The organism is Bacillus sp. PK6-025 (genome assembly GCF_056530265.1).
This window is the reverse complement of the sequence record NZ_CP096509.1, coordinates 2686124-2712508: the sequence shown is the minus strand read 5'-3', so window position 1 is coordinate 2712508 and position 26385 is coordinate 2686124. Positions and strand designations below refer to the sequence as shown.

32 protein-coding genes, 1 pseudogene and 1 riboswitch are annotated in these 26385 nt (G+C 45.0%); of the genes and pseudogenes, 25 read left to right on the top strand and 8 right to left on the bottom strand.

The genetic code is table 11. From position 1 onward, the window contains the following. Positions 1-96: 96 nt before the first annotated feature. The 8 genes from comGA to M1D67_RS13795 all read left to right on the top strand — a co-directional run bounded on the left by comGA (position 97) and on the right by M1D67_RS13795 (position 4311). Positions 97-1161 carry a competence type IV pilus ATPase ComGA gene (gene comGA, locus M1D67_RS13830; protein WP_025811157.1) on the top strand — a complete coding sequence of 355 codons (1065 nt, stop codon included), beginning with the start codon at positions 97-99 and terminating at the stop codon, positions 1159-1161. After that, positions 1151-2185, top strand: a complete 1035-nt coding sequence (comGB, locus tag M1D67_RS13825) for a competence type IV pilus assembly protein ComGB (protein WP_479831340.1) — start codon at positions 1151-1153, stop codon at positions 2183-2185. Before comGA ends, comGB begins: the two co-directional genes overlap by 11 nt. A 13-nt stretch (positions 2186-2198) precedes the next feature. After that, on the top strand, positions 2199-2492 hold the full coding sequence (gene comGC / locus M1D67_RS13820) for a competence type IV pilus major pilin ComGC (protein WP_020452176.1): 294 nt from the start codon (positions 2199-2201) through the stop codon (positions 2490-2492). A 5-nt stretch (positions 2493-2497) separates the two neighbouring features. After that, on the top strand, positions 2498-2935 hold the full coding sequence (comGD, locus tag M1D67_RS13815) for a competence type IV pilus minor pilin ComGD (protein WP_020452175.1): 438 nt from the start codon (positions 2498-2500) through the stop codon (positions 2933-2935). After that, positions 2919-3266 carry a competence type IV pilus minor pilin ComGE gene (gene comGE, locus M1D67_RS13810; RefSeq protein WP_025811161.1) on the top strand — a complete coding sequence of 116 codons (348 nt, stop codon included), beginning with the start codon at positions 2919-2921 and terminating at the stop codon, positions 3264-3266. The genes comGD and comGE overlap by 17 nt, the downstream gene beginning before the upstream one ends. Next, positions 3175-3663, top strand: a complete 489-nt coding sequence (comGF, locus tag M1D67_RS13805; RefSeq protein ID WP_229128989.1) for a competence type IV pilus minor pilin ComGF — start codon at positions 3175-3177, stop codon at positions 3661-3663. The genes comGE and comGF overlap by 92 nt, the downstream gene beginning before the upstream one ends. An 11-nt stretch (positions 3664-3674) precedes the next feature. Beyond that, positions 3675-4040 (top strand): competence type IV pilus minor pilin ComGG, encoded by a 366-nt coding sequence (comGG, locus tag M1D67_RS13800; protein ID WP_025811163.1) that lies wholly within the window; start codon positions 3675-3677, stop codon positions 4038-4040. A gap of 88 nt (positions 4041-4128) precedes the next feature. Beyond that, a complete protein-coding gene (locus M1D67_RS13795) occupies positions 4129-4311 on the top strand; it encodes a YqzE family protein (protein ID WP_020452171.1) in 183 nt (60 codons plus the stop codon). Positions 4312-4340: 29 nt separating this feature from the next. On the opposite strand, the gene M1D67_RS13790 is transcribed toward M1D67_RS13795, so the two are convergent. Beyond that, a complete protein-coding gene (locus tag M1D67_RS13790; protein ID WP_023855188.1) occupies positions 4341-4661 on the bottom strand; it encodes a YqzG/YhdC family protein in 321 nt (106 codons plus the stop codon). A 277-nt stretch (positions 4662-4938) separates the two neighbouring features. Between M1D67_RS13790 and tapA the strand changes: the two genes are divergently transcribed. From tapA to tasA, 3 genes are all read left to right on the top strand, one after another. Continuing rightward, the gene (gene tapA, locus M1D67_RS13785; protein ID WP_020452169.1) at positions 4939-5667 is read left to right on the top strand and encodes an amyloid fiber anchoring/assembly protein TapA; all 729 of its coding nucleotides are present in this window, start codon (positions 4939-4941) and stop codon (positions 5665-5667) included. After that, positions 5664-6248 carry a signal peptidase I SipW gene (sipW, locus tag M1D67_RS13780; protein WP_023855186.1) on the top strand — a complete coding sequence of 195 codons (585 nt, stop codon included), beginning with the start codon at positions 5664-5666 and terminating at the stop codon, positions 6246-6248. Before tapA ends, sipW begins: the two co-directional genes overlap by 4 nt. A gap of 72 nt (positions 6249-6320) precedes the next feature. Continuing rightward, positions 6321-7115 carry a biofilm matrix protein TasA gene (gene tasA / locus M1D67_RS13775; RefSeq protein WP_020452167.1) on the top strand — a complete coding sequence of 265 codons (795 nt, stop codon included), beginning with the start codon at positions 6321-6323 and terminating at the stop codon, positions 7113-7115. 104 nt (positions 7116-7219) lie between these two features. Here tasA and sinR read toward each other — a convergent pair whose 3' ends face one another. The 4 genes and pseudogenes from sinR to M1D67_RS13755 form a co-directional block, all read right to left on the bottom strand. After that, on the bottom strand, positions 7220-7555 hold the full coding sequence (gene sinR / locus M1D67_RS13770) for a transcriptional regulator SinR (RefSeq protein ID WP_023855185.1): 336 nt from the start codon (positions 7553-7555) through the stop codon (positions 7220-7222). Between the two features lie 33 nt (positions 7556-7588). Continuing rightward, positions 7589-7765 (bottom strand): anti-repressor SinI, encoded by a 177-nt coding sequence (gene sinI / locus M1D67_RS13765; RefSeq protein WP_020452165.1) that lies wholly within the window; start codon positions 7763-7765, stop codon positions 7589-7591. Between the two features lie 190 nt (positions 7766-7955). Beyond that, a pseudogene (locus M1D67_RS13760) lies at positions 7956-8751 on the bottom strand (YqhG family protein). Between the two features lie 6 nt (positions 8752-8757). Further along, positions 8758-10437 carry a DEAD/DEAH box helicase gene (locus M1D67_RS13755; protein WP_020452163.1) on the bottom strand — a complete coding sequence of 560 codons (1680 nt, stop codon included), beginning with the start codon at positions 10435-10437 and terminating at the stop codon, positions 8758-8760. A gap of 244 nt (positions 10438-10681) precedes the next feature. Beyond that, positions 10682-10786, top strand: a riboswitch (glycine riboswitch). 245 nt (positions 10787-11031) lie between these two features. Between M1D67_RS13755 and gcvT the strand changes: the two genes are divergently transcribed. The 6 genes from gcvT to M1D67_RS13725 all read left to right on the top strand — a co-directional run bounded on the left by gcvT (position 11032) and on the right by M1D67_RS13725 (position 18306). Continuing rightward, positions 11032-12126 (top strand): glycine cleavage system aminomethyltransferase GcvT, encoded by a 1095-nt coding sequence (gene gcvT / locus M1D67_RS13750; RefSeq protein ID WP_023855182.1) that lies wholly within the window; start codon positions 11032-11034, stop codon positions 12124-12126. A gap of 30 nt (positions 12127-12156) precedes the next feature. Next, positions 12157-13503 (top strand): aminomethyl-transferring glycine dehydrogenase subunit GcvPA, encoded by a 1347-nt coding sequence (gene gcvPA / locus M1D67_RS13745; protein ID WP_020452161.1) that lies wholly within the window; start codon positions 12157-12159, stop codon positions 13501-13503. Beyond that, positions 13496-14953 carry an aminomethyl-transferring glycine dehydrogenase subunit GcvPB gene (gene gcvPB, locus M1D67_RS13740; protein ID WP_020452160.1) on the top strand — a complete coding sequence of 486 codons (1458 nt, stop codon included), beginning with the start codon at positions 13496-13498 and terminating at the stop codon, positions 14951-14953. The genes gcvPA and gcvPB overlap by 8 nt, the downstream gene beginning before the upstream one ends. Before the next feature lie 358 nt (positions 14954-15311). Further along, a complete protein-coding gene (gene opuAA, locus M1D67_RS13735) occupies positions 15312-16568 on the top strand; it encodes a glycine/proline betaine ABC transporter ATP-binding protein OpuAA (RefSeq protein ID WP_023855180.1) in 1257 nt (418 codons plus the stop codon). Next, positions 16568-17422 carry a glycine/proline betaine ABC transporter permease subunit OpuAB gene (opuAB, locus tag M1D67_RS13730; RefSeq protein ID WP_023855179.1) on the top strand — a complete coding sequence of 285 codons (855 nt, stop codon included), beginning with the start codon at positions 16568-16570 and terminating at the stop codon, positions 17420-17422. The genes opuAA and opuAB overlap by 1 nt, the downstream gene beginning before the upstream one ends. Then, entirely contained in the window at positions 17422-18306 is an 885-nt protein-coding gene (locus tag M1D67_RS13725) for a glycine betaine ABC transporter substrate-binding protein (RefSeq protein WP_023855178.1), read from the top strand. Before opuAB ends, M1D67_RS13725 begins: the two co-directional genes overlap by 1 nt. Before the next feature lie 154 nt (positions 18307-18460). On the opposite strand, the gene M1D67_RS13720 is transcribed toward M1D67_RS13725, so the two are convergent. After that, positions 18461-18874: a rhodanese-like domain-containing protein gene (locus M1D67_RS13720; RefSeq protein WP_043054396.1), complete on the bottom strand. Its 414-nt coding sequence runs from the start codon at positions 18872-18874 to the stop codon at positions 18461-18463. A gap of 154 nt (positions 18875-19028) precedes the next feature. Between M1D67_RS13720 and M1D67_RS13715 the strand changes: the two genes are divergently transcribed. The 3 genes from M1D67_RS13715 (at position 19029) to M1D67_RS13705 (ending at position 21592) form a co-directional block, all read left to right on the top strand. Continuing rightward, positions 19029-19865, top strand: a complete 837-nt coding sequence (locus M1D67_RS13715; RefSeq protein ID WP_458117464.1) for a lipoate--protein ligase family protein — start codon at positions 19029-19031, stop codon at positions 19863-19865. A 91-nt stretch (positions 19866-19956) separates the two neighbouring features. Beyond that, entirely contained in the window at positions 19957-20385 is a 429-nt protein-coding gene (gene mntR, locus M1D67_RS13710; protein ID WP_020452154.1) for a transcriptional regulator MntR, read from the top strand. Positions 20386-20716: 331 nt separating this feature from the next. Next, complete coding sequence (locus M1D67_RS13705; protein WP_020452153.1) at positions 20717-21592, top strand: patatin-like phospholipase family protein; 876 nt, start codon at positions 20717-20719, stop codon at positions 21590-21592. Here M1D67_RS13705 and M1D67_RS13700 read toward each other — a convergent pair. After that, positions 21589-21975: an SA1362 family protein gene (locus M1D67_RS13700; protein ID WP_020452152.1), complete on the bottom strand. Its 387-nt coding sequence runs from the start codon at positions 21973-21975 to the stop codon at positions 21589-21591. The two genes, M1D67_RS13705 and M1D67_RS13700, sit on opposite strands and share 4 nt — an antisense overlap. A gap of 38 nt (positions 21976-22013) precedes the next feature. Then, a complete protein-coding gene (locus M1D67_RS13695; RefSeq protein ID WP_020452151.1) occupies positions 22014-22967 on the bottom strand; it encodes a DUF1385 domain-containing protein in 954 nt (317 codons plus the stop codon). A gap of 251 nt (positions 22968-23218) precedes the next feature. On the opposite strand from M1D67_RS13695, the gene M1D67_RS13690 reads away from it, so the two are divergent. The 5 genes from M1D67_RS13690 to M1D67_RS13670 all read left to right on the top strand — a co-directional run bounded on the left by M1D67_RS13690 (position 23219) and on the right by M1D67_RS13670 (position 26382). Further along, positions 23219-23755 (top strand): YqhR family membrane protein, encoded by a 537-nt coding sequence (locus tag M1D67_RS13690; protein ID WP_020452150.1) that lies wholly within the window; start codon positions 23219-23221, stop codon positions 23753-23755. A gap of 79 nt (positions 23756-23834) precedes the next feature. Continuing rightward, the gene (aroQ, locus tag M1D67_RS13685; RefSeq protein ID WP_020452149.1) at positions 23835-24272 is read left to right on the top strand and encodes a type II 3-dehydroquinate dehydratase; all 438 of its coding nucleotides are present in this window, start codon (positions 23835-23837) and stop codon (positions 24270-24272) included. Positions 24273-24287: 15 nt separating this feature from the next. Next, positions 24288-25349 carry a M24 family metallopeptidase gene (locus M1D67_RS13680; protein WP_020452148.1) on the top strand — a complete coding sequence of 354 codons (1062 nt, stop codon included), beginning with the start codon at positions 24288-24290 and terminating at the stop codon, positions 25347-25349. A gap of 31 nt (positions 25350-25380) precedes the next feature. Then, complete coding sequence (efp, locus tag M1D67_RS13675) at positions 25381-25938, top strand: elongation factor P (RefSeq protein ID WP_020452147.1); 558 nt, start codon at positions 25381-25383, stop codon at positions 25936-25938. Between the two features lie 162 nt (positions 25939-26100). Continuing rightward, positions 26101-26382 (top strand): YqhV family protein, encoded by a 282-nt coding sequence (locus M1D67_RS13670; RefSeq protein WP_003183412.1) that lies wholly within the window; start codon positions 26101-26103, stop codon positions 26380-26382. Positions 26383-26385: the final 3 nt, after the last annotated feature.

Sequence of the window (26385 nt, the reverse complement as noted above, 5' to 3'; positions counted from 1 at the left end):
TTTTTGCTTCGTATTCAGCTTGATTTGCGATTTTTAAGGATTTGATGCTTCCGATGTTTTTCGTATAAACTGCGCTTAGAAAGGAGGCGCAATGGTTTGTACACGATTGAATCATTAAGCGGAAGATTAATTGACGAGGCATATAGAATGAAGGCGTCAGACATTCATATTGTTCCCGGTGAAAAAGAGGCGGTGGTTCGCTTCAGGATTGATGATGAACTTTTTCAAAAAGACAGATTAACGAGAAATGAGTGCTCAAGGCTCATTTCTCACTTTAAATTCCTTTCTTCGATGGATATTGGGGAAAGACGGCTGCCGCAAAGCGGAGCTTTAACTCTTTATATCAACCGTCAGCCCGTTCATTTAAGAATGTCTACTCTGCCCACCATCCATGATGAAAGCTTGGTCATCAGGCTTCTTCCCAAGATGAGCAGCAAGCCGCTCACAAAGCTCTCATTGTTTCCGAGTGCAACATTCAAGCTGCTGTCTTTTCTGAAGCATTCCCACGGATTAATTCTGTTCACCGGTCCGACAGGCTCGGGGAAAACGACAACACTCTATTCTTTAATTGAATACGCCAAGCGGCATTTTAAGCGAAATATCATTACCTTGGAAGACCCTGTTGAATCAAGAAGCGAAAACATTTTGCAAGTGCAAGTAAACGAAAAAGCTGGCATGACTTATTCTGCGGGGTTGAAGGCGGTGCTTCGCCACGATCCGGACATGATCATCCTCGGGGAAATTCGCGATGCCGAAACAGCCCAAATCGCAGTCAGGGCAGCTTTGACAGGACACCTTGTTTTATCGAGCATGCATGCGAAAAATGCCAAAGGCGCAATATACAGGCTGCTCGAGTTCGGCGTTGATATGACAGAAATTGAACAAACACTGGTCGCAATCAGCGCCCAGCGCCTCGTCGGTCTCGTCTGCCCGTTTTGCGGCGACAGCTGCTCTTTATATTGCAGATTGTCGAGGCCTGTGAGAAGAGCAAGCGTCTTCGAGCTTTTGTACGGAAAAAGCCTCAATCTCTGCATCGAAGAAGCAAAAGGCAGGTGCGGTGACATAAAAACAGAAACATTGAAAACGCTGATCCAGAAGGGAATAGCACTCGGATATCTGCCGTCGAATACTTATGAACGCTGGATAGGCCATGAAGATTAAAATGAAGTGGCCCGTCCGGGAACAGGCGGACATTCTGAAAAAACTCGGAGACATGATGAAGAGCGGATATACGATTTTGGATGCTTTAAGTATGCTGAAACTGCAATTGAATGAAAGGCGAAGTGCAGATCTGACATTTGCGATGGAGAAGCTGACAGAAGGGCGACCTGTGTTTCAAGTGCTTGAAATGATTTCATTTCATAAGGATGCTGTTACCATTGTTTACTTTGCCGAACAGCACGGGAATTTGCCATATGCCTTTCGGCAGAGCGGAGAGCTGCTTCACCGCAAGATCGCTCAAACCGAAAAACTAAAGAAAGCCGCCAGATATCCCTTGTTTTTAGTTTTAACGGTCTGCGTCATTATCTCTATTATGAAATCGGCAATCATCCCGCAATTTTCCGCGATCTATGAATCAATGAACGTTGAAACGTCTTTTGCAACGACCCTCATCTTTTCGGTTTTTGATCATTTTTATCTTTTTATCGCAGGAATGATGTTGATTGCCGCCGCTTTATCCCTCTATTATCTGTGTTCATTTCGCCATAAACCTCCAGAAGACAAAATGACCTTTCTCATTAGAATTCCCTTGCTGGGCCAAACCTTCAAACTATTCAACAGTTATTTTTTATCGCTCCAATTGAGCAATCTTTTGCAAGCTGGTCTGTCTGTATATGACAGTTTAAAAGCATTTGAAAGCCAGCCGTTTTTAACATTTCATAAAAATGAAGCGAAGCGCCTGATCGAGCGGCTGAAACAAGGGGAGAGTCTGGAGCAGATGCTGGCCGGGCATCCGTTTTATGAAAATGATCTGGCGAAGGCTGTTGCTCACGGCCAATTAAACGGACACTTATACAGAGAGCTGTATTCATACAGTCAATTTTTGATTGAACGGCTTGAACGGAAAGCAGAAAAATGGACAGGTTTGATCCAGCCATTGATTTACGGGCTAACAGCGGCGATGATATTAATTCTTTATTTGTCTATGCTTTTGCCAATGTATCAAATGATGAACCAGTTATAAGGAGGACGGAACTGTGAATGAAAAGGGATTTACACTGATAGAAATGTTAGTCGTCATGCTCGTCATCTCCATCCTGCTGTTGATCACCATACCGAATGTGACCAAGCATAATCAAAGTATTCAAAAGAAAGGATGCGAAGGGTTAATTAATATGGTTCAAGCGCAAATCACGGCTTATCAAATGGATCATGACGGGAAAACGCCGAGTAGGGCGGACCTTGAATCTGAAGGTTACGTGAAGAAGAACTTAAAGTGCCCGAATGGGAAAGCAATTAAAATTTCAAACGGCAAAGCACAGGCTGATTGACGGTTATGAATCAAAAAGGATTTACGCTTTTGGAAAGCCTAACTGTATTGATGATCGGTTCCATTATGCTCTCTCTTCTCTTTGCCGCACTGCCTCCCGTTTATGAAAAAAGAGTTGTTCAGCACTTTGTCTCACAGCTTGAAGAGGATCTGCTTTACGCACAGCAGACAGCTCTCGTCCGCCATGCGACGGTTAAGGTGCAGTTTGACTTTGCCGGCTGCCGCTATATTATTAAGCACGCGGACGAAGGCTCATCGCCTAAGCTGGTCAGGACATACAGTTGCCATATTGCGTTCAAAAAAGCGACGCTCAAACGAACTCTTACTTTTAACCCAAGCGGAGTTCCGAATCAAGGGGGAAAAATCGTGATCGATACACAGCACGCCTCTTTTGCACTGACGATCTATTTAGGAAGCGGAAAGATTAATGTGCAAAAAAAATAGAGGCTTTACAACAGTTGAAGCTGTTTCCGCATTCGGCATTTGGGTCATGATCACCATGTTATTGATTCCTATGGTTCATCAGCTGTCTTTGCAGCGCGGGGCATCTGAAAAAGAAGAAGAGGCATATCGCATATTGGATGAAAAGATCAGCCGCTACACACTGACCGGACGGTTTCAGCCTAAAGAAACTGTGCTTTACCGAAACACATCTTACTTTATTGAATGGAAGGAGCAGGGAGATGATTATGAAGTATGCATCTCCATTAAAAAAAGAGACAGTCAAAGGCGTTGCTTCACCATTTTGCGGTCAAAAGGGATTTACCCTTCTTAATGTACTGGTTTCCTTAATGGTGTATATGTTCATTGCAGGAACGATGGCCTCGATATTTCATCTGTTTTTATCCCCGGAAAGAAACGGTGCGGATATTCACCCGCGCGAATGGACGATTACTGCCGAGCAAATATTGAAGGAGTGCAGGAACTCGGTTGATATAAGAGCGGGCGACGATCATCAGTCATTGGAAATGACAAATCGCCAAGGTGCCGCCGTTCGCTATGAGAAATATCAGACAGTTATCCGAAAAAGAGTCAATGGAAAAGGTCATGTGCCGCTTTTGCAACATGTCAAACACATGAGGTTTGTGATTGAAGATCATCTGCTGATCCTTGAAGCGACAAGTTTAAGCGGCAAGTCATACCGTAAGTCCATTCCGCTCTATCATATGTAAAAGGTGATCACGTGAAAAATTCAAAAGGATTCATTTATCCGGCTGCTGTTTTCACAGCTGTGATTTGCATGCTCTGCGCGGGTCATTCAGCCGTTTTATTAACGAATCAACGAATGTTTGCACAGCAAACAAAAGAATTTCATATTCAGCAAAACCTTCTCCAAAATGGAATGCTCCATGCCTTGTCTCATATTCACGAAGAGACAAAAGAGAAAATTCAAAAACAGCATGGCTTGATATCGTATACTGTCAATCCGGCTCATCAGCGGCTCAAGCGAGTGAAGATAGAGGTAACGACAGCTTCCGGCACAGGAACGAGCGCTGAATTTCAATATGATTTGAGCACTAAGAAAATCACACAGTGGAAAGAATATTAAAAATTGTGTGTCGGAATCATGAAGAATGTATAAAAAAAGATTCGTATGACAACACTTCAACTGACAGAACTCCCCAAGAGGTGATGTGATGAAAACGAACGATTATGTTAAATATATGACGGAACAGCTCGTAAAATATATGGACACGCCTAAGCAGGAAAGAAAAGAAATGAAAGAAAAACGTAAAGAATCAAAGCCGCCGTCCAGGATATATCAATGGTTCGGCATTCTTCCTCTTGGCTGTATCATGTTTTTTAAAAGGCATAAATAAAGACAAGCCGCTTTCTACTGCAAAGCGGCTTATTTATATTCTTCTACAACGACGACTTTGTTGATTTTGTGTGTCGCAGGTTCAAATGAAATTGTAACAAATACTCCGAAATTTTTATTTCCTTCACTCAATGTGACATGGTATTGTTTGACCGCTTCATCCGCCCGCTTTCGATCCCATACTTTTTTCGTGAGACGCACTTCTGCTTCCGGATACCTCTTTTTTGCTTCCTCAACCGCTTTTTCTTCCCACTTAGACATGCGGGCTGTTTCGTAAGCTGCCGCATGGGCATTGAGCGGCCCAATGCTTGCAAGCAGTAAAAAAGAGCATAACATAGCATTTTTCAGCACGGGGCATCATCCTTTCTATCCTATTTTTTCCTTGTCAACAGTGTTTATACAAAAATGAAGAAGAAATTATGTACTTTATAAAGAACTTCAAACTTTTCAAAAAGATGAGAATTTGAGAGATTTTTTGAGGAATTAAACGAAAACGTTCTGTAAAACGAACTTAATCGACTATTTTGATAGTTTTCAAATGGCACATTTGTTCTTTATACTCTAACTATCAAGTTCTTTAAAACGAACGAGCGAAAAAAGCCATTACATACTCGCTAGGAGGGTAGTCATGATCCGATTATCTCGAACTAGGAGATCCCGAAAAAGAGCCGGAAAAAACATCATCGTTTTTCAAACGCTGCTGATCATTTATCTTTTAATTGGATTGGGGAGTCAGCTGTCACAGCATACAAACGCATCATTTCACGATGTGGAAACATACAGCATGACAATGAAAGCGGCCTCTTCATTTCCTCAAGATGGGAAACAGTGGGACGGGAGCAATTTGAAGCTTCAAAAACAGACAAAGACGAAAGGAACGGTCTGTGCACCGCTGACATTGTTTGCAGAATATAAAAACCGCGGCAGCCAAATCGCCGACTCTGAATGGAAGTGGGAGCTGCATAAACTCGGTAATGCCAAAAAACCGTTAGAGGACGGGACTGTGATCGATAAAGGCGCGTTCAAAAAAGAAGCCGAAAAGAACATCTACCGGATAGAGTCAAAGCGGGCGGCAAAAGGAGGGCTCTACGCATTTAAATTGATTAAGCCTGAAGGCCATCCCGATGTGAAAAAGGGCAAACCTTTTATTTGGTCAAATGTGATGAAGCTTCAAGACTGTAAAGAAGAAACACCGAAGCCGCCTAAAAAAGCATCAGAAAAGCCGAAGCAAACAGAACAGACAGAAACACGGGAAAAGTCTGAACAGGACATAGAGAAAACACCAAAGAGCAGTGAATCCGTAGATAAAGAAAATAGAAAAGAAGAAAATTCATTAGAAAGCGGGGAAGCGTCATGAAACATGTGATCAAATGGGTCAGCAATATCTTATATGTGATTATTTTCACACTCATCATCGCCGCGGTCATCGTCGTGATTTCGACAAAGTCGTCCGGCGGAGAGCCGCAGCTCTTCGGCTATCAATTGAAAACGGTTTTATCCGGTTCGATGGAGCCGGAGTTTAAAACAGGTTCTGTGATAGCCGTTCAAAAGATTGAAAATCCCGGGTCTTTGAAAAAGGGAGATGTCATTACATTCATGCAAGACGAAAACACCATGGTTACCCACCGAATTATCGGTATAACAAAAAATAAATCAAACCTCATGTTTAAAACAAAGGGTGACAATAACCAAAACCCTGATTCCGATCCGGTGCTGGCGGAAAATGTTGTCGCTAAGTATTCGGGCATTACGGTTCCGTATGCCGGGTATTTTCTGGATTTTGCAAGTAAACCGATCGGCACAGCCATATTGCTGATCGTGCCGGGACTCTTGTTGATTCTTTATGCAGTGATTACTGTATCCGCGGCTTTAAGAGAGATTGACCAAAAAACTAAGGCAATTGAAGCCGCCGGGAAAGATCAATCAGTTTCCATGTAATCTTCGTTGGTCACCTGAACATTCAGGTCTCCATATATACAGATTTTCTTATTATAAAAGGAGGAGTTATCAATGGGTACAAAGAAAAAACTCGGATTAGGCGTTGCGTCTGCTGCGCTTGGACTGGCATTAGTAGGAGGAGGAACTTGGGCTGCGTTTAACGACATCGAAACAACTCAAGCAACTTATGCAGCAGGTACGCTTGACCTGAATGCGAAAGATACATCTGCAAGAGTGAACTTGTCCAACTTAAAACCTGGCGACAAATTCACTAAAGATTTCGAATTCAAAAATGACGGATCACTTGCGATTAAAGAAGTGCTGATGCAGGTTGGCTACAGCAATTTCGTTGACGGAAACGCGAAAAACGGCGGAAAAAGCACAGCGGAAGACTTCCTGAAACAATTTAAAGTCAGCGTTCTGACTGTCGGAGTTGAAGGCGGAAACGGCTATCCTAAAAACATCATTTTAGATGAAGCCAACCTTTATGATCTGTACAATATGTCCGCGAAAAAAGATAAGGCCGCGTACGAAAAAGTGAAGAAAGCAATCGAGCCAGAGTTCCTGCATGACAATGGCAAAATCAATGTAGCGACAATCAACGGAAAAACGGCGCCTGAATACGACGGCATTCCGAAAGATCCATATGACTTTGACAAAGTTCAATTGGTGATTGAGTTCGTCAATGACAAAACAACAGACGCCAGCGGCAGAATGGTACAGAACAAATATCAAGGAGATTCTGTGCAGCTTGACTTCTCATTCGAAGGTACTCAATGGAACGGCTTGACAATCGACGGCAAAAAACATGCCGATGAAAAAGGTTATGTAAAAGAGAACGAAAGAGCGCACAGTGAAGATAAATAATGGTGCAATTTAAAAAACGGATCTGTATGATCCGTTTTTTTATGTTCATGAGGAATCGGCTTATTCAGCGTAAAAAATGCCAAAGGGAGTAAGATATGTTTCCCTTACTCCTTTTCCTGTCTTTTCTTCCACTTTTGATAATCTAAAAATTCTCGAAATTGTTTTTTAGAAACCCCTGATGCCATAGCGTCACGAACTAGATTTTCCCATTCACTATCTAATTGACCATCGTATTCGGTTTCATCTTTCTCATTGAGCAGGGTATGAACCGAGACGTCCAGAACAGCGGAGACTTTTTCTAGAAATTGAATGGAGGGGTTTGTTTGCAAGTTTCTTTCTATTGAACTTAAATAAGACTTCGCTACCCCAGCCTTTTCAGCTAGTTCAGATAGTGAGTAGCCTTTTTCTTTTCGATATTGTTTAATACGCTGGCCAATCAATGTCATCACCTTCCTTTCGATATTATAGCACATTCAGAAAGGATTTATTGAATGACTTCTTTCAATTGATGCGGAAGGTTTTGAAGACTTCTTACCCAAATTGAGAAAAATACGTATATCGTCTGGACTAATGCCTTGTTCAAGAGCGTGTTTAATCAGTTCTGTCCACTCCTCATCCAATTCTTCTTTCTCATTTTTATCTTTATTCATACATTTCCCCCCCAAAATACTTCATTATGTATTTCAGACAACCGTGTTGTGATAAACAAAGATAAACCCCGAGACTCAACACTTTACCAAGCTTGTCCAAATGGTGTTACGAAAGTTCCTCCTATCTCTTTAGTTCTATTATAAGTCCAGCTCACTGAATAAAAACAAGAATGTTGTCGAATCGGAAAAATTATCCTGAATTTTTTTTGTGCAAATAAAATAATCCCCCGTTTTGAACTTTAATATCGATTTTAGGCTCGTAAAGCGTTTGGAGAGCCTTTTTCTCAATTTCGTATTCCTCCGGTTTTTCTTCAGTATCCTCGTAAAATTGGTTTAAAAGTGACAGGTCGTTATTCCAGCGTTTCAGGGAAGCTTCAGCCCAATCAAGCGGCTCGCTTCTGGCCGCCTGTTCGATATAGCGCTCAAGCCGTTTAATGCCGCTTTCCGGCTTAATCAACGGCGACATCGTGTAGCAGTAGTCAGAGATCTGTGAAGAGAGATCGCGGGCCTCCATTTGTTCTTGAAACGATTCGACCAGCTGACCGCTGATTAAGTGAAGGCCGAGAGACAAAAGCTTATCTTTTTTCATGTCGGATTGGTACGAGATCGTCACATTCATGCCGAGCCACGGTTCCAGGGAAATATGGGCTCCATCAGAACGGATTTTCTCATAAAGGCGAATAAATTTGCCGTTTTTTTTGCACGGCCTGGAAAATTTGAAAAAGTCTTGGTGATCCAAAATGAATAAACTCACCTTCGATATCGGAAGGGGCCTCGTCTTCATTCGTGATCAGCGTGATTTTCATCGGATTAGGTTCTCCGCCCGTCTTTTCGAGCCAGTGCCAGTAAAACGGCCTGTTCATAATCTGTTTATCGACTTCAACCGTCAGCTGCACAGTCATGTGGCCTGAACTTTTGTCGGTGATCGTGCAGCCGTTTGCGATGAAAAAGCGTTCTAAAAACAGGTATATTTCTTCCTGACGCATTTGATTTTAGCCTCCGATCTGTTCTTGGTTTGAAACGGCTTCATTTCCGTATGAAATGAAAGAGGTTAAGTTTTCCATTTTAATCTTCATTTCCTCGTCTGTCGCGGAGTAAAAGAGAATGTCATGAAGGTGGTCTTCAAAATTGCCGACCTCGATTTTTGTTAAAATATCATCCAAGTCTCCGACGACTTTTTCGAACAAATGGATCTTTTCATAGAGAAGTTTTAAAATATGCTCTTCTACGGTATGCTTTGTTGCCATGTTGTAAATGTAAACATCGCGTTCCTGGCCGAGCCGGTGAATCCGGCCGATCCTTTGTTCGAGACGCATCGGGTTCCACGGAAGGTCATAGTTGATGATTTTATTGCAAAATTGAAGGTTGATCCCTTCACCGCCTGCTTCAGTCGCGATCAGAACTTGAACTTTGCCCCTGAACAAATCTTTCATCCAGTCTTTCTTTCCTCTTTTAAATCCGCCTCTGAACGGTACAGAACTGATGCCGTTCTGCTGGAGGAACCATTGCAGATAAATCTGCGTCGCCCTGTATTCAGTAAAGATGATGACTTTGTCATCGAGTTCTTGAATGAGCTCAACAACTTTCAGCGCTTTTGAATTTTGCGCGACCTCGTTGACCTTTTCGATCAAATGGTGGATGACAGGTTCGGAGATCACCGGCGCTTCGCGATCCTTTCGGTCAAGCATGTTTTTCAGCGTCATATAGACAGCTTCTCTGCTTGAACAGCATTCGCGCTCCAATGTCATGATTGAGAACATGCTTGATGAATGCTGATGACTTGTCTTCAGCTTTTTAATCTCGTCATACAAAGCCTGTTCTGTAGGAGAAAAGGAAATGGGCACGGTTTCGACATGGCGCTTCGTCCAGGTGATGCCGGTATCATGCCGTCTGTTTCTGATCATGACTTTATTGATAAGGGACTTTAAGCGTTCATGCGCTTCAGCTGAATTGATCTGTTTTGTATAATCTTTGTTGAAGTTGCTTTCATTTCCCAAGTGTCCGGGTTTTAGCAGGGAAACGAGATTAAATATTTCGTCGATCTTGTTTTGGATGGGCGTCGCCGTCAGCATCAGGCAATATTTTTTCTTTAAGCTGCGGACAAACTCGTAATTTTTTGTTTTATTGTTTTTCAGTTTGTGAGCTTCATCAATAATCACCACATCATACTGGATCGACAAAACCGTCTCCCTGTGCGGCGACCGCTTTGCCGTGTCAAGGGAGGAGACGACAACATCGCACTGCTCCCAGACATAGCTTTTTTTCTGTTCCACGGCCGGAATTAAAAACTTTTCCCGCAGTTCCTTCACCCATTGCGAGACGAGCGAGGCGGGGACGAGGATTAAGATTTTCTTGGCCAGCCCGCGAATCATGTATTCTTTTAATATCAGCCCAGCCTCGACCGTTTTGCCGAGGCCCACTTCATCCGCCAAGATGGCTTTTCCGTTCATCTGCTCGACTACCTTCCGGGCGACTTCGAGCTGATGGGGAAGCGGGGTGAAGCCTGGGAGGTGATAAGGGGCCTGCAAGCCTTCAAACGTCGGAATCGCAAGCCTTTTCTGCACTTCACAGGAAAGCTTGTAAAGCTCCCAATTCGCCCATGGTCCGTCTTCATCAAGGTGCTTTTTGAACTGTTCCGGCCACTCGTTGTCGAAATGAATGTCTGGTCTCATCACTAATGCCGCCTTTCTCTTCTGAGATTCAAATGTTCTTTTTTAAAAGAAAATCTTGCGTGAAAAAAACGGATTTTACTAACAAATAAACAAAACACGAACATTCTTATTTTAAAATAATAAATTGTTAATGATTTTTCCTGTTGCCCAATTGTTGTGATGATGGTAGGATATTTGTAGATCATCAGTAAAAAAATCATAAGCTTTATATAGTATGTCCATGAAAAGAAATGAATATGAGCGAATGACAGCAAGGGGAGAGACCGATAGCGGGAAACCTTAAAGCGGCGCCGAAGGAGCAAGCTGGGGAAACAGTGAATCTCTCAGGCAAAAGAACTCTTGCTTGACGCAACTCTGGAGAGAGTTTGTATCATATGATGTTTTAACAAACCACCAAAGGGGACATCTTTGCTTTTGATGCAAAGTAAACTTTCAGGTGCCAGGACAGAGAGCCTCAGAACTGACAAAGGGGCTTCTCTGTCCTTTTTTGTGCCGTCCAAAGCGGCGGAACCATCCAGGTGATGTTGGAATCTTTCTTGTTTTCTGATGATTGGCAAACTTGTTTTTAGTTTGAAAAGCGAAGGGGGAAGCAGAATGCTTAAACGAACGCCTTTATTTGACCTTTATAAGGAATATGGCGGAAAAACGATTGATTTTGGCGGCTGGGAACTGCCTGTTCAATTTTCTTCAATTAAAGAGGAGCATGAAGCCGTCAGGACGAAAGCGGGGCTTTTTGACGTCTCACACATGGGGGAGGTCGAAATCACAGGAACAGACAGCCTTCCGTTTTTGCAAAAACTGTTGACAAACGATGTTTCGACACTGAAAGAAGGCGGTGCCCAGTATACGGCCATGTGCTATGAAGACGGCGGAACGATCGACGATCTCCTCGTCTATAAAAAAGCGGCCAATGTCTACATGCTCGTCATTAACGCAGCCAATATCGACAAAGACGTCGATTGGATGAACAAGCACCAAGAAGGAGACGTTTCGGTTCGAAACGTGTCTGGCGAGATTGCGCTGCTTGCCCTTCAAGGACCGAAGGCCGAATCGATTTTAAAACAGGTCGCAGATAGCGATCTTGCCGGGTTAAAGCCGTTTACGTTCAGGGATGATGCGGCGATTGGCAGCGTGCAGGCGCTTGTGTCCAGAACGGGATACACGGGAGAGGACGGCTTTGAGATTTACTGCCGGAGTGAAGATGCAGCCTACATTTGGAAGCTGCTTCTTGAAACGGGCAAGGATTCGGGATTAGTGCCGTGCGGCCTCGGGGCCAGAGATACGCTGAGGTTTGAAGCGAAGCTGCCGCTGTACGGACAAGAGCTCTCAAAAGATATTACACCGATCGAAGCCGGCATCGGATTCGCCGTCAAAACAAACAAAGCCTCGGACTTCTTCGGAAAAGCCGTCCTGGCAAGCCAAAAGGAACATGGAGCGGACAGAAAGCTCGTCGGCCTTGAAATGATCGATAAAGGCATTCCAAGGCACGGCTACGCCGTCTATTATCAAGGCGAACAAGCAGGCGAGGTGACAACCGGCACACAGTCGCCGACCTTAAAGAAAAACGTCGGCCTCGCATTGCTGAAAAAAGAAGCCTGCGCCCTCGACACCGTCGTTGAAGTGGAAATCAGAAATAAGCGCTTGAAAGCCAAAATCGTGAAAACCCCATTTTACAAACGGCAGCCGTAAGTTTGCCAAGGCCGTGAAAGGAGACTGAAGATGAAGCACCGTTACCTGCCAGCTACAGATCAGGATAAAAAAGAAATGCTTGAGGCAATTGGAGTCGAGAAGATCGAAGAGCTATTCTCCGATATACCCGAAAGCGTCAAATTTAAAGGGGAATACCAAATTAAAAAGGCAAAGTCCGAGACTGAGCTCACAAAAGAGCTGACGAAACTCGCGGCTAAAAATAAAGATACAGTGATGCACGCCTCTTTTTTGGGAGCGGGCGTATACGATCATTACCAGCCCGTCATCGTGGACCACGTGATTTCGCGGTCGGAATTTTACACGGCTTATACACCGTATCAGCCTGAAATTTCTCAAGGGGAGCTCCAGGCGATCTTTGAATTTCAAACGATGATTTGCGAGCTGACGGGCATGGATATCAGCAACTCGTCGATGTATGACGGGGGAACGGCATTAGCCGAAGCGGCAATGCTTGCTTCAGGACATACAAAAAAGAAAAAAATCGTCGTTTCGGAAACCGTCCATCCCGAATCGCGCGAGGTTTTAGTAACGTATGCGAAAGGACAGTACATCGACGTGGTAGAAGTCCCTGCCAAAAACGGAACAACAGATCTTGCGGCTCTTGATGAAGCCGTCTGCGAAGATACAGCAGCAGTGATCGTCCAATACCCTAACTTTTTCGGGCGAATTGAGCCGCTGAAAGACATTGAACCGATCGCCCATAAAGGGAAAAGCATGTTCATCGTGTCCGCCAATCCGCTGGCTCTCGGGCTTTTAACACCGCCCGGGGCACTGGGAGCTGACATCGTTGTCGGGGATGCCCAGCCGTTCGGAATACCGGCCGCTTTCGGCGGGCCGCACTGTGGATTCTTTGCCGTCACGAAAAAATTGATGAGAAAAGTGCCTGGCCGTCTCGTCGGTCAGACGGAAGATGAAAACGGGAAAAGGGGATTCGTTCTCACCTTGCAGGCGCGCGAGCAGCATATCAGACGGGATAAAGCAACATCAAATATATGCTCCAACCAGGCGCTCAATGCGCTTGCCGCATCAGTCGCCATGACGGCGCTCGGCAAAAAAGGCGTCAAGGAAATCGCATGGCAGAACCTGCAAAAAGCGGCTTACGCAAAAGAAGCAGCTAAACGGGCCGGTCTTGAAGTCGTGTTTGACGGGCCGATGTTCAATGAGTTTGTCGTCAGGCTCAATGAACCTGTCGAAAAAGCGAATGAACGCCTGCTTGAGAAAAATATTATCGGAGGCTACGATCTCGGCGCTTCATATCGGGATTTAAAACAGCACATGCTGATCGCCGTGACAGAGCTCAGAACAAGAGAGGAAATCGATACACTCATGAATGAATTGGGGGATCGCCATGAATAATCAGGATCAATCGCTTATTTTTGAAGTATCAAAAGAAGGGCGGGTCGGCTACAGCCTTCCTGAGCTTGACGTCCCTGAAACAGATGTGACAGACGTCCTTGACGAAGCGTATCTCAGAGATGAACCGGCAGATCTCCCCGAAGTGTCTGAGCTTGATATTATGCGCCATTATACGGCTTTATCGAGGCGCAACCACGGAGTGGATTCGGGCTTTTATCCGCTCGGTTCATGCACGATGAAGTACAACCCGAAGATTAACGAAAAAATCGCGAGAATCCCAGGACTTTCTGCGATCCATCCGCTCCAGGATGAACGGACCGTGCAGGGTGCGCTGGAGCTCTTGTACGACTTGAGCGAGCATTTGGAAGAGATCACGGGGATGGATGAGGTCACTCTTCAGCCGGCTGCGGGTGCGCACGGCGAGTGGACCGGGCTGATGATGATCCGCGCGTTCCATGAGGCAAACGGCGATCATAAAAGGACGAAGGTCATTGTACCTGATTCGGCCCACGGTACAAACCCGGCGTCTGCGACTGTTGCCGGATTTGAAACGGTCACCGTCAAATCGAATGACGACGGTCTTGTTGATCTCGAAGATTTAAAGCGTGTCGTAGATGAAGAAACAGCCGCGTTAATGCTGACTAATCCAAATACGCTCGGCCTTTTTGAAGAAAATATTTTAGAAATGGCTGAAATCGTCCATAAAGCCGGAGGAAAGCTGTACTATGACGGAGCGAACCTGAACGCCGTTCTCAGCAAAGCAAGGCCGGGTGACATGGGATTTGACGTCGTCCATTTGAACCTTCACAAAACCTTTACAGGACCGCATGGAGGCGGAGGACCTGGATCAGGCCCTGTCGGCGTCAAGAAGGAATTGATTCCGTATTTGCCGAAGCCGGTGCTGGTGAAAAAAGATGGCCGTTATACCTTTGACCATGACCGTCCGCATTCGATCGGCAGGGTGAAACCTTACTACGGAAACTTCGGCATCAATGTGAGAGCTTATACGTACATTCGTTCAATGGGGCCGGACGGGCTCAAAGAAGTAACGGAAAACGCCGTTTTAAATGCGAATTATATGATGAGAAAGCTTGCTCCATACTACGATCTGCCGTTTGACCGGCACTGTAAGCACGAATTTGTGCTGTCGGGAAGGCGCCAGAAAAAGCTGGGAGTCAGGACGCTTGACATCGCAAAGCGGCTTTTGGACTTCGGCTTCCATCCGCCGACTATCTATTTCCCGCTCAATGTCGAGGAATGCATCATGATTGAACCGACAGAAACAGAGTCTAAAGAAACGCTCGATGCGTTTATCGATACGATGATCCAGATTGCAAAAGAAGCGGAGGAAACGCCTGAAGTCGTTCAGGAAGCACCGCATTCAACCGTTGTGAAACGCATGGATGAAACAAAAGCTGCGCGGAAGCCCGTGCTGCGTTATGAAAAATGATAAGAAGCCGGCGGATCGATTTCGCCGGTTTTTTTGTAAAAAAAACATCTTTATGTAAACGGTTTATGTACTGAATGATAAGGATTTCTCTCGTATTAAATAGTAAATTCATCAAATTTAAAATTAAAAATAAAAATTACATTGTAAAACGTGATAGTTTCAATGTTTTTATCAAATATAATGGTTTAATTTGCCTTAAAAGAAGAGGATTATGGAGTATTTAAAAGGATTCACAAGGGTAGAGAGTGACAACGATGAATATGAAGGTTTGATACAAAATGACAGTGAATATGCCGTTTGTCTCATATGTTACATAAATGTTACGGTATATTAGATTGCTTCATACGGGAGGAGAAATATGAATTCAGACGAAAAGCCAATCAAGATAAAAGTAGAAAAAGTGTCTAAAGTTTTTGGGAAAAATACAAAGAAAGCAACGCAGCTGCTTGCCGATGGCAAAACCAAAAAAGAAATTCTGAAAGAAACCGGGGCGACCGTCGGGGTGAACCAAGCGGATTTTAGCGTGTATGAAGGTGAGATATTTGTCATCATGGGTCTATCAGGGAGCGGTAAATCAACCTTGGTGCGGCTTTTAAACCGGCTGATTGAACCGACTGCAGGACATGTGTACATAGATGGTGACATGATAACAAATATGTCTAAAGACCAGCTTCGGGAAATCCGCCGGAAAAAAATCAGCATGGTCTTTCAAAAGTTCGCTCTGTTTCCGCACAAAACGATTCTTGAAAACACAGAGTACGGATTGGAACTGCAAAAAGTCGATAAAAGTAAACGCCGGATAAGAGCTATGGAATCATTAAAGCTTGTCGGTCTTGAAGGATATGAACAGCAATATCCGGATCAGCTGAGCGGCGGGATGCAGCAGCGCGTCGGGCTTGCCCGCGCATTGACGAATGATCCGGACATTCTGCTGATGGACGAAGCGTTCAGCGCGCTTGACCCGCTGATTCGCAAAGATATGCAGGATGAACTCCTCGATTTGCATGAATCAGTAGGCAAAACGATTATTTTCATTACCCATGATCTTGATGAAGCGCTGAGAATCGGCGATCGAATCGCATTGATGAAAGACGGAAACATCGTTCAAATCGGTACGCCGGAAGAGATCTTAATGAACCCGTCAAATGAATATGTTGAAAAATTCGTTGAAGATGTCGACTTGTCTAAAGTGCTGACAGCCGGTCATATTATGAAACGCGCTGAAACCGTACGCGCAGACAAAGGGCCGCGCGTCGCTCTGACGCTGATGAAAAACCTCGGGATTTCCTCGATTTATGCCGTTGACAAACACAATAGGCTTCTTGGTTCTGTTGATGCTGAAACAGCTAAAAAAGCAGCCGAAAAAAGCCAGACGCTGGAGAGCGTCATCTCGAGAGACATTACAACCGTGGAAGAGAATGCGGTCCTGACGGATATTTTTGAATTGGTCTCTGATGCCAGCATCCCGATTGCTGTCGTCGATGAAAAACAGCGGATGAAAGGGATCATCGTCAAAGGCGCGTTAATCGGAGCGCTTGCCGGAAATGACCGGTATATTAATGCACATTCAGATCATGAACCAGCTCATGAAACTGTTGTTCAGGAGGTGAGATAATGTTTACTTTATCATCGCTTCCCCGCATTCCTTTAGCCGATTGGATCGATCAGTTTGTTGACTGGCTGACGGTGTCGTTCGGCGGGGTATTTAACGGAATTGCCAGCGGAGTGGAATCGTTTGTTGATGCGATTGTCCAAGGCCTGGGTTTTGTTCCGCCGGTTATTTTGACCGTTATCTTTGCCGCGCTCGTCTGGCTGATCAGCAAAAGAGGCATTGCGCTGTTTACTTTAATCGGATTTTTTATCATTGATTATTTAGGATATTGGGACGCCATGCTCCAGACATTGGCGCTTGTCGTCACATCCGTTCTGATTTCTGTCATTATCGGCATTCCGGTCGGAATCTGGGGCTCCCAAAAGAAAACGGTTCGGAGAATCGTTACGCCCATTCTTGACTTAATGCAGACGATGCCGGCATTCGTTTATTTGCTTCCGGCCATCTTCTTTTTCAATATTGGGGTTGTGCCGGGTGTTGTCGCTTCCGTTATCTTTGCGATGCCTCCGACAATCCGGATGACAATCTTAGGAATTCAGCAGGTGCCGGAAGATCTGATTGAAGCTACAGAAGCATTTGGTTCAACGACAAGCCAGCGGCTCTTTAAAGTGCAGCTGCCGCTTGCGACGAAAACCATTCTGGCCGGTATCAATCAAAGCATCATGCTTGCGTTGTCAATGGTCGTTATTGCATCCATGGTAGGTGCGCCTGGACTTGGAGAAGAAGTTTACCGGGCTGTTACCCAGCTGCAAACGGGTACTGGTGTAGAAACCGGGCTTGCGATTGTTATTATTGCGATCGTACTTGACCGGGTTACACAAAATATAAAATTGAAAAAAAGCAGGGGGAATGCATAATGTGGAAAAAGATAGCGGGAATCGGCACTGCAGCAGTACTGACATTGGGTCTGGCTGCCTGCGGAAGCAGCAATAATAATGAAAACGCGTCTGTAGGCGATCAAGTCAGTTATAAAATTACCGGCATTGATCCTGGAGCGGGCATTATGAATGCAACGGACAAGGCGCTCAAGGATTACGATCTCAGCAAGTGGGCTGTAACATCAGGCTCAAGCTCAGCGATGACAGCCGCATTGAAAAAAGCTTACGATAAAAAAGATCCGATCATTATTACGGGTTGGACACCGCATTGGATGTTTGCAAAATACGATCTCAAATATTTGAAAGATCCAAAAGGTTCTTACGGCGATGCCGAAGAAATCCATACTGTTACGCGCAAAGGATTCAAGGACGATCATCCGGGCGCACACAAGCTGCTCAGCCAATTCAGCTGGACAGAGGATGATATGGGAGAAGTCATGCTTGCCGTTCAGGAAGGCAAAAAAGCGGAAGAAGCTGCAGCAGATTTCGTTAAAAAACATCAAGACCTTGTTAAGAAATGGACAAAAGGCGTCGATAAAGCGGACGGCGAAAAAATTAAGCTCGGCTATGTGGCATGGGACAGTGAAATTGCGAGCACAAATGTCATCGCAAAAGTTCTTGAAGACTTAGGCTACAACGTGACGCTCAGCCAAGTAGAAGCAGGCCCGATGTGGACTGGAATTGCAAATGGAAGCGTCGATGCTTCACTTGCTGCATGGCTGCCGCAAACGCATAAAACATATGCTGAAAAATACAAAGGCAAATACGAAGATATCGGTACAAGCATGACAGGCGTAAAAATTGGCCTTGTCGTTCCGACCTACATGAAAGATGTCAATTCAATCGAAGACTTGAAAAAATAACGAACAAAGCCGGCGAACCCATTTCGCCGGCTTATTTTTATTTGAAGGATCATCTGCTCCGCCTGTTTTGATTGTCTGCAGGATATGCTAAAAAAAATCCTAAAACGCAAAGACGCTTTAGGATGTTGGCCGCAACTGGAGACAGCTGCGGTTATTAATTTTTCGTTTTAATTTTTCCGCCCCATTTTTTGAACCCGCCTTTCAGGTTGTAAATCTCCTTACAGCCGTGTTTGCGGAGCGTTTGGGCGGCTCTTCCGCTTCTGACGTTGTTTTGGCAGTACAGGTAAACCGGTTTGTCAGGACGGATTTCGCTTTTTCTTTGCTTAAGCTGTGAAAGCGGAATGTTTCTCGCACCCAAAATGTGGCCGCCTTCATACTCGTTCGGCTCGCGCACATCGATGAGCTGTGCTTTGCGATAGCCGGCCCGGAATTCTTCTTCTGTCAAGGTTTTCATAATGCGCTGCTGATAGATGTATGAAACGACCGCGTAGATGATGAGCGCGGCGCAAATCAAGAGAATGATAATGCTGCTGGTAGACAATCTGATCCGACTCCTTTTTGAATTCATCCCGTCTGATAATCGGGAGATTTTTAACGATATGTTAAGACAAATACTATTATAGTAAAGCCTCAGAAATCTGTCATCTGATTCGCCGAATTTATTTTCAATTTTAAGAGGGAATGGTAGACTTATTTTATACCAAAGAAAAAGAGGGTAGGTTATGGAAAAAGAAATATGGCGTTTTATCGATTCGGGACGACAGGATCCCGCTTTTAATATGGCGCTCGACGAGGCGCTCCTTTATTGGCACAGCGAAAATAAGATTCCGCCGACCATCCGCTTTTACGGCTGGAATCCGCCAACGCTTTCAGTCGGCTATTTCCAAAATATCGAAAAGGAAATCAATCTGGATGCCGTCAAAAAACACGGTTTAGGCTTTGTGAGAAGGCCGACCGGCGGAAGAGGCGTGCTCCATGATCAAGAGCTGACCTACAGTGTTATTGTGTCTGAAGAACACCCGGAAATGCCCAAGACGGTGACGGAAGCGTACCGCGTCATCTCAGAAGGTATTCTTGAAGGCTTCAGAGAGCTGGGACTTGATGCGTATTTCGCCATACCAAGAACGGAAAAAGAGAAACAGAGCCTGAAAAACCCGAGATCTTCCGTCTGTTTTGACGCGCCGTCGTGGTATGAGCTCGTTGTCGAAGGCAGAAAGGTCGCAGGAAGCGCCCAGACGAGGCAGAAAGGAGTCATTCTCCAGCACGGTTCGATCCTTCTTGATCTGGATGAGGACAAGCTCTTTGATTTGTTTATTTACAAAAATGATCGCCTCAGAGAGCGCATGCAGAGAAACTTCAAACAAAAAGCGGTCCCCATCAATGAGCTCGCAAAAGAAAAAATCACGATTGAAGAAGCGAGCAAAGCTTTTAAAAAAGGGTTCGAAAAGGGGCTTAACATTCATTTGGAGCCTTATGAACTGACAGAAGAGGAAACGGAATTTGTCGCCGATCTCGCCAGAACGAAGTATGCGGCAGATGAATGGAATTATAGAAGGTAATCGGGTGAAAACGTTATCCCGTTGCTTGTTTTTTACATGCACATAGTGTAAACTTGTTATGATTTGAATAGGTGTGATTTGGAGGGATTTGATGACAACACCGAGTATGGAAGATTACATAGAACAAATTTATATGCTGATTGAAGAAAAAGGATATGCAAGGGTCTCAGATATAGCCGAAGCTCTGGCCGTCCATCCCTCCTCGGTTACAAAAATGGTTCAAAAACTCGATAAAGACGAATATTTGATTTATGAAAAGTATCGCGGCCTCGTGCTGACGCCTAAAGGGAAGAAAATAGGCAAACGTTTAGTATACAGACATGAATTATTGGAGCAGTTTTTACGAATCATTGGTGTTGACGAAGAGAAAATTTATGATGATGTCGAAGGAATCGAGCATCATTTAAGCTGGAACAGCATTGACCGTGTCGGAGATCTTGTGCAGTATTTTGAAGACGACAGCAAAAGAATCGACGATTTGAGAAGCGTCCAAAAAAGAAACGAACAGGAAAATCAATAAAAGCCGCCGGGGAACGGCGGCTCCAGATTGTTGACAAAATCCCAAAACGACTTTTGGTTTTGGGATTTTGTCATCCTATCAGCGTGATTGAAAACCCTTGCAGTCTAGGAAGGCCGAGCATCGGAGCGGAGCGAATGTTGGAATTCGTGAGCACCGACGCGCAGGCCTGACAACGAATGCGAGGGTTTGTCGACACGCTGAAGCCGCCGGGTAACGGCGGCTTTTCTCTTTCCGTATCAGTTTTTCCAGCTGCCGCTTTGTCTCATGGTCTTTTTTTTCTGTCCGTTTCTTAAAATGGTGTAAAGCCATCTTTTAAGGGAGGGAGATCGCGATGTACATCGACGGGGTTTTTTCAGGCGGCGGTATGAAAGGGATTGCACTTGTGGGGGCATACGAGGCGCTTGAGAAACGGGGCTTCCGATTTAAAAGGCTGGCCGGAACGAGCGCCGGTTCGATTATTGCCTCGTTTATCGCGGCAGGTTATACAAGCGCGGAGATCCGTCAAATGATGGAAGAATTAAATGAAAGCGAGCTCCTTGACCCGAGATTTTCACTCTTGCCTTTGAAAATGCTGCAATGGGCATCGATTTATTGGCGGCTCGGTTTATATAAAGGAGATAAACTGGAAAACTGGATTTCCGAAAAGCTGAAAGCGAAAGGCATTTCAGTTTTCGGGGATCTTGAACAGGGAAAACTGAAGTTGATCGCCTCCGACTTATCGAATGGCAAGATGCTTGTGCTGCCTGACGATTTAAACAGATACGGCTTAAACCCAAGGCGTTTTTCCGTCGCCAGGGCGGTCCGGATGAGCTGCAGCATTCCTTATTTTTTTGAGCCGGTGAAGCTCAAGTCCTCCAGCGGCATCAGCGTTGTCGTAGACGGCGGAGTTCTGAGCAATTTTCCGATGTGGCTGTTTACAACAGAAAAAAAACGGCCGGTATTGGGGATCACGCTGATGCCCAACGAAAAAGAGAGGCCGAAGAAAACGATTAAAAATGCGTTCGAACTGTTCGGGGCGCTGTTTGAGACGATGAAAGAGGCGCATGACGCCAGGCACATTGCCACAAAACATGAGCGCAACATCATTTTTTTACCTGTTGAGGAAGTCCTGTCGACTGAATTCGCGATGTCGGCAGAAAAAAAACTAGCTCTAATCGAGCTAGGAAAAAAACGAACAGAATTATTTTTGAAACAGTGGACGTTTTAAAAGAAAGCCCTGTTTTTCTTTTTGCTTTTTTTGCCTTCAATCACTGTCAGCTGAGTCTGGCTTTTTTTCTTCACCAATACCGGCTTCGATTTATTAATAGACGGTACGCTTCTCAGATGATTAACCTTGCCTTTTATAGAGCGTTTTTTGTGATCTTGAAAACGCTTGTTGGATTGCTTGGCTGCTTTCTTAAAAGCGGCTCCTTCACTGCCCATATCGCGATTGGAAATGCGCCTGATCACGAAATAAATGATGGCGCCGACCGCTGCAAAAACAACCAAGTATTGGAGCAGGCGGCCCGGACTTGTGACGGCGAAATAGACAAACCCAAAAATTCCAAACGCAATAATTAAAGCTGAGACAGGATGTACGCGTTGCTTCATAACTGTCCACCTCCCAAAAAATTAACCAATTCGTTGCATTACATTACGATATTAGAAGGTTCCTTCTGTTCGTCCTCTGCTTTGGTCTCCATATGAAGAAGCTCATTGAAGCTTGCGATGGCGACTTCCACCTGATCGTCAGACGGCTCTTTCGTTGTTAAAAGCTGCAGCCACAAACCCGGATAGCCGAGCACCTTCAATACGGGGATGTCTCTCAGTTTGTTTGTCAGCTGCAGAACTTCAAATGAAATGCCGAGAACGACGGGTATCAGTGCGAGTCTATTCAAAATACGGACCCAGAGAGGGTCAGTAGGAACGAGCAAGTAAACAAACATGCCCACGATGACGGTGAATAAAATAAAGCTGCTTCCGCATCGGTAGTGCAGTCTTGACTGCCGCTGAACGTTTTCAACCGTGACCGGCAGATTTTGCTCGTAACAGTTTATGACCTTGTGTTCTGCTCCGTGATATTGAAAAACTCTTTTAATAAAAGGAGTGCATGATATGGCGTAAATATAGCTTAAGAGAAGGAGCAGCTTAAAAAAGCTTTCGATCATAATCTGCGCGACGTCCGACTGAAAGACCGGACGGGTGAGCTCCGCTAAAAAAACGGGCACGAGCGTAAAAATAAACTTGCTGAACAAAAAAGACAGGACGCCGACTGCGGCGAGGCCAAAAATCATCGTCAGCTTGGACGGCTTCTCTTCTTTCAATTGATCGTCTAAAGAAGGATCGAGGTCATAGCGTTCGCTCGAAAAATTCAAGTGCTTGGTGCCGTTCGCGCTTGCTTCAATAATCGCGATAATCCCTCTGAGAAAAGGAATTTTTTTAAATTTTTCAAGCGCCGGATTGGTTTTCCGAGGCAGCTTAAAAAATTCAAGGCTTCCGTCTTTTCTGCGGATCGCGGTTACATAATGGCGCCTGCCGCCGAACATAACGCCTTCGACGACAGCCTGCCCTCCGTATGCGGGCTGTTTTGTTTGATTTGACATTTGCATCAACCTATCTGTATCAATCTATGAGTACATTAACCATTTCCTTACACCTATTGTACAGGAAAAACGCTGAAACCTCTAGATTGACGGGCTCAAAAATTTAAGAAATTCGAACCTATTACAAAGCCAAATCTAATTAAAGTATACCCTTTTTCATGCTTTTTACACTCGGATCTTAAAAATCCGGGAAAGCTGATGTTGGCGAGGCTGTTTTTGGACATACTGGAAATGGAGGTGATCTGGACTGTATGGGTAATGAAGACAATCAAAAACAGCCGGAAGAGCTTGAGCAAAATAAGCGTGAAACTCCGATGACTTTCATCGGAAGGGTGATCACGACTGGCTTTGTCGGCGGAGTGCTTTGGAGTGCACTCGGTGAGCTTGCGTACCTTTTTAAGTTCTCCGAAGTCAATGCAAACATGATTCTCCAGCCTTTTGTCATCGGCGATTGGAAAAACGGATTTCTCGGGACGTTTATCAGCATCCTGCTGATCGGTGTTATTTCCATCGGAGCTGCCCTGCTTTACTACGGCACTTTGAAGCAGGTCAAAGGCATGTGGGCAGGCATTGTATATGGAGCCGTTTTGTGGGCTGTCGTGTTTTACCTGTTCAATCCGATGTTCCCAGATGTTCAGACTGTGGCTGAATTAAAGAGGGAAACGGTTGTGACGACGCTTTGCATTTACCTGCTTTACGGTTTATTCGTCGGCTATTCCATTTCGTTTGAATACAATGAGCTCAATTCTGAAAAGTTGACGCGGGCCCTTGGAGAAACAAGAGAATAGTGCCTGATCAGGAAGCAATATGATAAAATGTTCACTGTAAGTGGACATTTTTTTGCGTGATGAGAAGGGGGAGGCAGAGTTGCCGCATATTTTAATATTGAACGGACCGAATTTAAACCGGCTTGGAAAACGCGAACCCGATGTATACGGTACAGACACATTAACTGATTTGGAACAAAAACTTTTTCAATTTGCCGAAGGCATTCAGATTGAATTGACTTTTTTTCAATCAAACCACGAAGGGGACCTGATTGATGCTCTTCATGAGGCAGAGGAACAATACGATGGAATTGTCCTGAATCCGGGGGCTTTCTCCCATTACAGCTATGCCATCCGCGATGCGGTGGCAGCAATCAGCATACCGGTGATTGAGGTCCATCTTTCAAACCCTCATGCGAGGGAAGAGTTCCGGCACCGCTCGGTCATCGCTCCGGTTGCAAGAGGCCAGATCACGGGACTCGGCTTTGAAGGTTATAAGCTGGCCATCTGTTATTTTATGAACGCAAATAACAAATAGGGGGACTAGTGGACAATGAAACTAAACAAATTGAGAGAGCTTTTCGGCGGTTTGGGTATTGACGGGATTTTGGTGACGAGCAGCGTTAATCTGCGGTACATCACCGGATTTACCGGATCTTCAGGGCTGGCGGTCATCTCCGGCGACCAAGCGGTCTTTATTACAGATTTCCGCTATACAGAACAGGCGAAAGATCAAGTCAAAGGCTTTGACATTGTTCAGCATGCCGGCGGAATCGTTCAAAAGGCCGCCGAAGTGATCAAAGAGATGGGGATAAACAAAATCGGTTTTGAACAGGATAAAATGACATACGGAACGTATGCCGCCTACAAAGAGCAGCTTGGCGCAGCTGAACTCGTTCCTGTTTCTCAATCTGTGGAAAAGTTGCGCTTGATTAAGTCTAGTGAAGAGATTAAGATATTAAAGGAAGCTGCAAAGATTGCAGATGATGCATTCAGCCATATTCTGACGGTCATAAAGCCCGGCATCACCGAAATTGAAGTCGCCAATGAGCTCGAGTTTTACATGCGGAGCCAGGGAGCGGATCATTCGTCCTTCGATATGATCGTGGCATCAGGCGTACGCTCAAGTCTGCCGCACGGAGTGGCAAGCGGCAAAGCGATTGAGAAAGGCGACCTTGTGACATTGGACTTCGGGGCTTACTATAAAGGTTACTGCTCGGACATAACGCGTACGGTCGCGGTAGGAGAGCCGGATGATGAGCTGAAACGCATTTATCAAACCGTGTTTGAGGCGCAGGCTATCGGCATGCGGAGCATCAAGCCGGGAATCACCGGGAAACAGGCTGACGCTTATACAAGGGACTACATATCTTCACAAGGCTACGGCGAGTATTTCGGCCATTCAACAGGCCACGGCCTCGGCATGGAAGTTCATGAAAGTCCGGCGCTTTCAGCACGTTCGGACCAGATGCTTGAAAAAGGCATGGTTGTAACGGTTGAACCGGGAATTTACATACCGGGAAAAGGCGGGGTCAGGATAGAAGATGATATTGTCCTGACAGAGGAAGGAAACGAATCCCTTACCCATTCCGCGAAAGAATTAATTATTTTATAATCCGTTTGATTGGAGCAATAGGAGGATAATCATGATTTCAGTAAACGATTTTCGTACAGGATTAACGATTGAAGTAGATGGAGGCATCTGGCGCGTTGTTGACTTCCAGCACGTTAAGCCGGGAAAAGGTGCGGCATTTGTCCGCTCCAAACTGAGAAATCTTCGCACAGGCGCGATTCAGGAAAAAACATTCCGCGCAGGTGAAAAAGTGGCACGCGCCCAAATTGAAACAAAAACGATGCAGTACTTGTATGCCAACGGCGACCAGCACGTTTTTATGGATACGACATCTTACGAGCAGCTTGAGCTGAACGAGAAGCAAATCGAACACGAGCTCAAATTCCTGCTTGAAAATATGTCTGTCCACATCATGATGTATCAGACAGAGACGATCGGAATCGAACTTCCGAATACAGTTGAACTGAAAGTTGTGGAAACAGAACCGGGCATTAAAGGCGACACAGCCTCAGGCGGAACAAAACCGGCAAAAACAGAAACAGGCCTTGTTGTCAACGTACCGTTCTTCGTAAACGAAGGAGATACGCTTGTTGTCAATACTTCTGACGGATCTTACGTATCAAGAGCATAAGAGTAACAGCGGGAAAGAGCCGGCTTCATTGAAGCCGGCTCTTTTTTTGCTGTCTGAAATCTTTTACCTCTCACAGGCCAAATAGAAAAATCGGAAGACTACTTTTTCAATGAGGAGCATAGATTGTAAAAAAAGAGGATGTGTTACTGGAGGTTTAAGATCATGAAGCTTTTCTTTGGACAAGTCAATCCGACGGTTTTGACAATGGCTGCGTTAAGAGTGGTATCATCTTTGATCGAACTGACGGCGGCTGTCGTAATGCTTTTGACAAACGACGTCAGAAAAGCCGTGGCGGTCAACAGTGTGCTTGCGATGGTCGGACCGCTCATCTTTATTATTACAATGACAATCGGCATCTATCAGATTGCAGGGCAGCTTTCTTACGCAAAGCTGATTTTGATCTTTATGGGAGTGGTGTTGATCATCGCGGGGATCTATAAATAGTGA